6 protein-coding genes are annotated in these 7,004 nt (G+C 68.1%); 3 read left to right on the top strand and 3 right to left on the bottom strand.

Annotated features, from left to right (window positions below):
* Positions 1 to 1,052, top strand: a 1,052-nt coding sequence (locus tag A5764_RS19720; protein WP_369807345.1) for a MinD/ParA family protein, incomplete at its 5' end; no start/stop codon positions are given.
* On the opposite strand, the gene sigI is transcribed toward A5764_RS19720, so the two are convergent.
* The gene (gene sigI, locus A5764_RS19715; RefSeq protein WP_067115870.1) at positions 1,032 to 1,892 is read right to left on the bottom strand and encodes an RNA polymerase sigma factor SigI; all 861 of its coding nucleotides are present in this window, start codon (positions 1,890 to 1,892) and stop codon (positions 1,032 to 1,034) included. The genes A5764_RS19720 and sigI overlap by 21 nt on opposite strands.
* Before the next feature lie 110 nt (positions 1,893 to 2,002).
* Between sigI and A5764_RS19710 the strand changes: the two genes are divergently transcribed.
* Both A5764_RS19710 and A5764_RS19705 read left to right on the top strand, forming a co-directional pair.
* Positions 2,003 to 2,842 (top strand): NAD(P)H-binding protein, encoded by an 840-nt coding sequence (locus A5764_RS19710; RefSeq protein WP_067115867.1) that lies wholly within the window; start codon positions 2,003 to 2,005, stop codon positions 2,840 to 2,842.
* A 10-nt stretch (positions 2,843 to 2,852) separates the two neighbouring features.
* The gene (locus tag A5764_RS19705) at positions 2,853 to 3,299 is read left to right on the top strand and encodes a nitroreductase family deazaflavin-dependent oxidoreductase (protein ID WP_067115865.1); all 447 of its coding nucleotides are present in this window, start codon (positions 2,853 to 2,855) and stop codon (positions 3,297 to 3,299) included.
* Positions 3,300 to 3,430: 131 nt separating this feature from the next.
* Here the strand turns inward: A5764_RS19705 and eccA are convergent, their stop codons facing one another.
* Positions 3,431 to 5,269, bottom strand: a complete 1,839-nt coding sequence (eccA, locus tag A5764_RS19700) for a type VII secretion AAA-ATPase EccA (RefSeq protein ID WP_067115862.1) — start codon at positions 5,267 to 5,269, stop codon at positions 3,431 to 3,433.
* Positions 5,270 to 5,324: 55 nt separating this feature from the next.
* The gene (gene eccE, locus A5764_RS19695) at positions 5,325 to 6,935 is read right to left on the bottom strand and encodes a type VII secretion protein EccE (protein WP_067115858.1); all 1,611 of its coding nucleotides are present in this window, start codon (positions 6,933 to 6,935) and stop codon (positions 5,325 to 5,327) included.
* Positions 6,936 to 7,004: the final 69 nt, after the last annotated feature.

Raw genomic sequence — 7,004 nt, 5'->3', positions numbered from 1 at the left:
CCACGTCACCGGCAGGCCCAGGCCCGCCGCAGGCCCCTTGGACCGCCGCCGCCCCCGAGCCGGTGCCCACGCCCGCGGCCCAACTTCCCGACCGCGGCTGGCGACGGCTGCTGCGGCTGGCCACCTTTGGCCTCATCACGCTGGGTCCCTCGGCCGCGCAGCGCCAGGAGGCCGAATACGAAGCGGCCATCCGAACCGTCCTGCATGGCAACTACAAGGTCGGCGTGCTGGGCAAGGGCGGCGTCGGGAAAACGTCGGTGGCCGCCAGCGTCGGATCACTTTTCGCCGAGCTGCGCCACCAAGATCACGTCGTGGCGATCGACGCCGATACCGCGTTCGGCCGGCTGGCCAGCCGGATCGACCCGCGGTCGACCGGCTCGTTCTGGGAGCTGACGTCCGACAAGAACCTGCGGTCGTTCGCGGATGTGGTTGGGCGCCTGGGCCGCAATCCCGCCGGATTGCACGTGCTCGGCGGCGAACCGGCGTCCGGACCGCGCCGGGTGCTCGATCCCGCGATCTACCGCGAAGCCGCGCTGCGGCTGGACCGCCATTTCACCATCTCGGTCATCGACTGCGGCTCGACGATGGACTCACCGGTCACCCAGGAGGTCTTACGCGACCTCGATGCGCTGATCGTGGTGTCCTCGCCGTGGGCGGATGGCGCCTCCGCCGCCGCGCGGACCATGGAATGGCTGTCGGAAAAAGGCATGACGCGCCTGCTGCACCACACCATCGTGGTGCTCAACGACTCCGACGGCCACGCCGACAAACGCACCCGCGAGTTGCTGGCTCGCGAGTTCGTCGATCACGGGCAGCCGGTGGTCGAAGTGCCGTTCGATCCCCACCTCCGGCCCGGCGGCATCATCGACGTGACCGGCGAGATGGCCCCGGCGACACGGCGAAAGTTACTCCAGGTGACGGCGACGGTCGCGAGCTACTTCGCCACGCGGCCGCACGAAGCGCCGACCCGGCATCCGGGCGGCGATCGCAAGAGCGGCCAAGCCGGGCGCAGCGGGTCGCCGCCAATAGGCCTAAGCCCCGGCCCGGGCTGAGGGGTCGGCGAGGGCCTCGATCTTCGTCACGAGGCCGTCGCGGATCGTCAGCACGACGGCGGCGAAGAGCCGGCGATCGGCGAAGGCCAGCACCGCCGGTTGGCCGGCCGGACCGCTGACCAGCGTCACCTCCGGCCCCAGGTAGCGCAGCAGGTTGGTGGCCACCGCGTACGGCCCATGGTTGATCTGCGGCGGCGGCGCCGGGTCGGCCAGGACCGTGCCCACGCCCCAGACCGCGGGATCCAGCACCGCGGTCAACCCGGCGATGTCGCCGTTGGCGCAGGCCGTGATGAATTTCTCGGTGACGAGCTGGTGCTCGGCGGAGGCTACCTCGGTCAACTTCGGTTGTGTCGCAGTGATTTTGGCCCGGGCCCGCCGGGCCAGCTGGCGGCAGGTTCCGATGGGGCGACCGACGGTCTCCGCGATGTTGTCGAATGGCACCCCGAAGACGTCGTGCAGCACGAAGGCGACCCGTTCACCCGGGCTGAGCCTGCGCAGCACCTCGAGCAGCGCGGCGCGGACCTCGTCGTCGAGGGTGACCCGATCGGCCGGATCCAGGCGCGCCGTCGCCACCTCATCGACCTCGCCCGGGCGCTCGTAGCGGGCCCGGGCCGACCGCACCTGGTCGAGGCAGAGGCGGCTGGCCACCACCGTCAGCCAGCCGCGGACGTCGTCGATCTGATCCAGATCGGCGCGGGATAGCCGCAGAAACGCCTCTTGCGCAACGTCTTCCGCCTCTCCGACATCGCCCAGCATCTGATATGCGAGATTGACCAGATACGGACGGTGACGGCGCCAGGCCTCGGCGACCTGCGCGCCCGGTGACTGCGACACGTTCATGAACCTTCGACGATCCGCCGCGGCAAAAAGTTACGCATTCCGGCTGTAACTTTCCCACCTTCGCCCCCGTCCTTGGAGCAGTGCAGAAAACTCACGGAAGGAACCACACCATGACAATCGTCGTCACGGGCGCTACCGGCAATGTAGGGCGTCCGCTCATAGCCGAACTTGTCGCCGCGGGCGCCCGCGTGCGCGCGGTCAGCCGCACCCCGAACACCGCCGGCTTTCCATCCAGCGTCGAGGTGGTCGACTCGCCGGCCGACGCGCTGCCGGGAGCCTCGGCGGTATTCCTCAATTCCCGCGCACTGGGCGAGCAGCTCCCCGAGGTGGTCGCGCAATGCCTGCTGGCCGGAGTCAGCAAGCTGGTTGCGCTGTCGGCGATCAACGCCGACGACGACTTCTCTCGGCAGCCGTCACGCTTTCGCGGGGACCGCAACAGGGAGGTCGAACAACTCGCCGTTGAATCGGGCCTGGACTGGGTGAGCGTGCGCCCCAGCGTGTTTGCGACGAACTTCGCCGGCATGTGGTCGGCGCAGCTTCGCGCCGGCGATGTGGTCGCCGGGCCCTACGCGGCGGCTTCCTCCGCCCCGATCGTCGAGAGTGACATCGCGGCGGTGGCCGCGCGGGCGCTGCTCACCGATGACCTTGTGGGGCAACGGATTCCGCTGACCGGTCCGCAAGCGTTCAGCAACACCGAGCTGGTCGAGGTCATCGGCGAAGTCCTGGGTCGCCCCCTGCAGTACCGCGAGGCGCCGAAAGACCTGGTGCGCCAACGGTTCATCAGCATCGGCTTCGGCGCCGAATTCGCCGACGCCTACATGGCCATGCTCGCCGAGACGCTCGACAAGCCCGCCCTTGTCACCCACGACGTCGAGAAAATTCTCGGCCGCCCGGCGACCACGTTCGCCCAATGGGTGTCGCAGCACCGCGACCTGTTCACCAAATCCTAGGCAGGACACCATGTCAGAACCACGTCCACCGCGCTATCTCAAGCCCATGAACAAGGTGATGATGGCGGTCCAACGGCTCGGGATCCCGACCGGCCCCGCCATGGTGCTGACGGTGCCCGGACGCAAGTCCGGTCAGCTGCGCAGCACACCGATGACGCCGTTTGAATTTCGCGGCGGCCTCTACGTGGTGGCCGGTTACCCGGGCGCCGACTGGGCGGCGAACGCGCGCGCCGCAGGCAGCGGCACGCTGAGCCGGGGCCGGCGGTCGCGGGAGATCAAGATCGTCGAACTTTCCGCCGAGGAGGCACGGCCGGTGCTGCGAGAGTTCTCCGTCAAGGTGCCGGTCGGTGTGTCTTTCGCCAAGCGCTCGGGGATGGTGCGCGACGGCACGGCCGACGAATTCGAGGCGCTGGCCGGCCGGGTCGCCGTGTTCCGATTCGAGCCGGCGACCACGTGACCGCAGGGCCCATCGTCAAACAGCACCGAGATGGTGTCCTGGTCAAAATTCCTGAGCGGACAACGTCATCGCAGCGTCAGCTGACTTGCGCCCGGTGACCCGCCGTGGAGGACGCGCTGGCTCGGGCTTCGCTACCAGACGATGGCGGCCATGTCGCGGTTGTCCGAACACACGCTGCGCACGGCGGCTTCGATGTCGGCGGCGGTGATGATCTGCAGGTCCTCGACCGTCACCGGCTGGCCGGCGCGCTTTTGCGCGACCACCCGAGTGTCGCGGAATCCTTCGGCGCGTTCGATGACGTTGCGGGCGAACCGGCCGTTCTGCATGGCGTCGATGCCGTGCTGACCACCTGGGGTGGTGTAGTTGCGGATCGTCGTGGCGGCGTCCAGAAACGTCTCCCGCGCACCGTCGTCGAGGAGGCTGGCCCGCGGCGCGGCGTAGCGGTTTCCGATCTCGACGATCTCGGCCGGCGAGTAGGACTCGAAGCGCAGCTTGCGGTTGAACCGACCAGCCAAACCCGGGTTCACCGTGAGGAACTGATCCACCTGGTCCTCATAGCCCGCGCCGATGAAACAGAAGTCGAACCGGTGGGATTCCAATGCGACCAGGAGTTGGTTCACGGCCTCCATGCCGATCATGTCCGGTGTGCCGTCCTGGTGGCGTTCGATCAGCGAGTAGAACTCGTCCATGAAAATGATTCGGCCAAGCGACTTTTCGATCAGCTCGTTGGTCTTGGGGCCGGACTCCCCGATGTAATGGCCGCAGAAGTCCGATCGGCGGACCTCGCGGATTTCGGGGTGGCGCACGATCCCCATGCCGGCATAGATCTTGCCCAGCGCTTCGGCGGTGGTCGTCTTGCCCGTGCCGGGTGGCCCCACCAGCAGCATGTGGTTGGTCTGACCCTCCACCGGCAGCCCGTGCTCGAGGCGCATCATGCGGACTTCGAGCTGGTCTTCCAGCGCCGAGACCGCCTGCTTGACCGCTGCCAGGCCAACCTGTTTCGCCAACAACGCGCGGCCCTCGGCCAGCAGGGGGGCGCGCCGCTCCGCCGCGTCGGCGTCGTCGAGTTGCTCGCGACTCTTTGCCGTCGAGGCATCCCACTTGTCGGTGCGACTGGCGATGGTTTGTTCGTCGGTCACGACCAGGTGCAGGTTCGGGTCGGCCAGTGCGGCCTTGGCGGGGTCGGTCAGTACCCCGTTGATGGTGGCCTTCGATAGCCAGACTTGGGCGCGATCCTCCTCGCCGAGCTGGCGGTGCACCATGCCCCGCACATAGGCCAGGTCGGCAACAAGCAGCGGAATGTCGGCGGGGCCGATGGATGCGGTCAGCACCTCGGCGCCGAACCGCGCCGAGGACGTGTTCTGGCCGATCACGTCGACGCGGTCCAGCCAGTCCAGGGCCACCCGGCCCTGACCGAGATGGGCGGCGGAGTGGGCCGCCAGCGCACAGATCGACGCCGTCACCGCCGACATGATGATCGCCTGGGGCGGCAGCTCCTCGGCGGCGGTCAACAACACCTCCGGCCAGCGCTGCGTGGTGTACATCAAAAACGCTCGTGCCAGCTGGTGCCACTGATGGTTGCCCCACGAATCCAGCAGTTCGCGGTTGGCCAGGACCTTTTCGGCCTCGTCGTACTCGCCGGCGATGGTCAGCGCCGACGCCAGCGCGAGGCCCACTTGCGATGCGTCGGTCACCGTGATGCCGATGTAGGGACCCAACTGCATCTCGGCGGCCAGGGTCCGGCCGATCCGGGTGGTCTCACGGTGCAGCCACTCTCGGTGGTGGTTGAGCCGTTTCAGCGATGCCAAGTCGTTGTCGCCGCTTGCGATGCGTCCCAGCCAGGCGTCGGCCATCGACGGGTCGGCCTCGGTGGCGGCGACGAACTCGGGCAACGCGGCCGCACGTCCATGCCGCTCCTTGATCGCCATGGCGCGGTCGAAATGCTTACGCGCCGTGAGCAAATCGCCCATTGCCTACCCCATCCTCCACGCCGCTCATACGCCCCAGATCCACGTTATCGGCTCGCTAGTTGGCGAACGACATCGCGACTGATTCAAGGTTGACATACCGGTGCTCCGCACGGAACAGATCCATGTCAGCCAGCCAATGCTGGCCCGCCGCAGTAACTTTCACCATCGATCCGCTGACCTGCTCGATAGTGACCTCGAACGCATGCCCGTGCCCGTCGGGAAGCCTGGTGCCCGGCGGCGCGACGGTGATCACCGTGGCCGGCCGCGGCGCGGGCGAGATCGCGATGTCGCCGGCGCCCCCTTCGGGCGCACCGATGCCTTGGCCGGCGCGAGGAATATATTCGACGACGCTGACGGTGGTGCGTGGCGCGGGCCGTGAGGTGCCGACCACGCTTATCGCGGGCATTCGCACGCTGGCCCAGCGCTTTTGGTCGCGGGTGTGCACGCAGACCCGCTCGCCGGCCCCGGCGGCGCGGATCACGATCCGTTTGGCGATGGCGTCGTCGGCAGCAACGAAGACCCTGCTGAGTTCACCGGCGTCGGTGACCGGAATCATGAGCCGGTCCCCGTTGCTCAGCTTGCCGACCAACACACCCGACGGCCCGATTTCGACCATCAGCTGGCCTGGCAGGGCGCTGCGCCGCAGACCGCGCAGGTATGGACGCGGGCCGCACATGTTGGCGGCCGCCGCCGCGGTTTGCTCGCCGTTGAGTCGACGCAGGATGACGCTGGGCGGGCTGGGCGACTGGGTGGGGGTGCGCACCGTGACCGTCGCGGTGCAGGTTCCTTCGGGGAACACCGTCACGTTTTGGATGACCTCGTCCGCCCGGAGCGTCCACGCTTGGGCAAGGACGTGGGAGTTGATCGCCTCTGCCGGATAGGCATATGTCGTCATCCATCCGGCTTCCCCGCGGATGGCTTTCCATTTTTGCGCCTTGCCCGACACCGCGTCCCAACCGAGCCGCCGATCGAGCTCGATCAGGTCGGTCGCGGTGGCGACCTTGGCGCGCAACCCATTACAGCGCAGCAAGCCGGCGATCCGCTGCGCCGCCGAAATCGCGGTGACCCCCAGGGTCGTCCGCCATCGCAACGCATGCGTGTTGTCGATCACCGGCAGCCGCACGATCAACCAGGTTTCGCGCCGCCCCGCATACGGCGGTGTGCCGATCTCGGCGTCATACACCCGCGGATAGTCACCGAGGTTGCCGCACCGCGACCCGACAGACACGACGCTGATCGATTCGAGTTCCAGGCCCAGCGGATGCCGCAGCATCGGCACCAGTTCCGTGACGTCAATGACGTTCTCGGTCTCGACGGTCACCGACCCGGTCACCGTGGTCGCGCGGTGCGCTCTGCCGAGCAATTGCACGGCCACCACCGCCAAGCCGTTTTCGACCCGCACCCCGCCGCCGGATCGGTTGGTGGCCACGGTGATTGGGTCACTCCAGGTGATCGGACGCCGGCCGCGCAGCACCAGCACCGCCCAGGACCACGCCGGCTGCCCCCACCATCGCACGAACACCACTGCGACACCGAGCACCACGGCCACCGCCGCGCCAAGGAAGCCGCCCACCGCCCAGCCCGCCACTGCCAGGAAGAAAATGACCAAGATCCCGACGACGCGCCGATTGCTGGCCGGGCCGAAGCCGGTCAGCCGCGATCTCATCGGGCTCTCCTGAGGCGCGCGCCGATCGCCGCCACCAATACACCGGCAACCACGGCCCCGAGGAAGCCG

The organism is Mycobacterium sp. 852002-51057_SCH5723018, from assembly GCF_001667035.1.
In the GTDB taxonomy this organism is placed as follows: domain Bacteria; phylum Actinomycetota; class Actinomycetes; order Mycobacteriales; family Mycobacteriaceae; genus Mycobacterium.
Note: the sequence above shows the minus strand (reverse complement) of the source record. Positions and strands in the feature narration are given on the sequence as shown.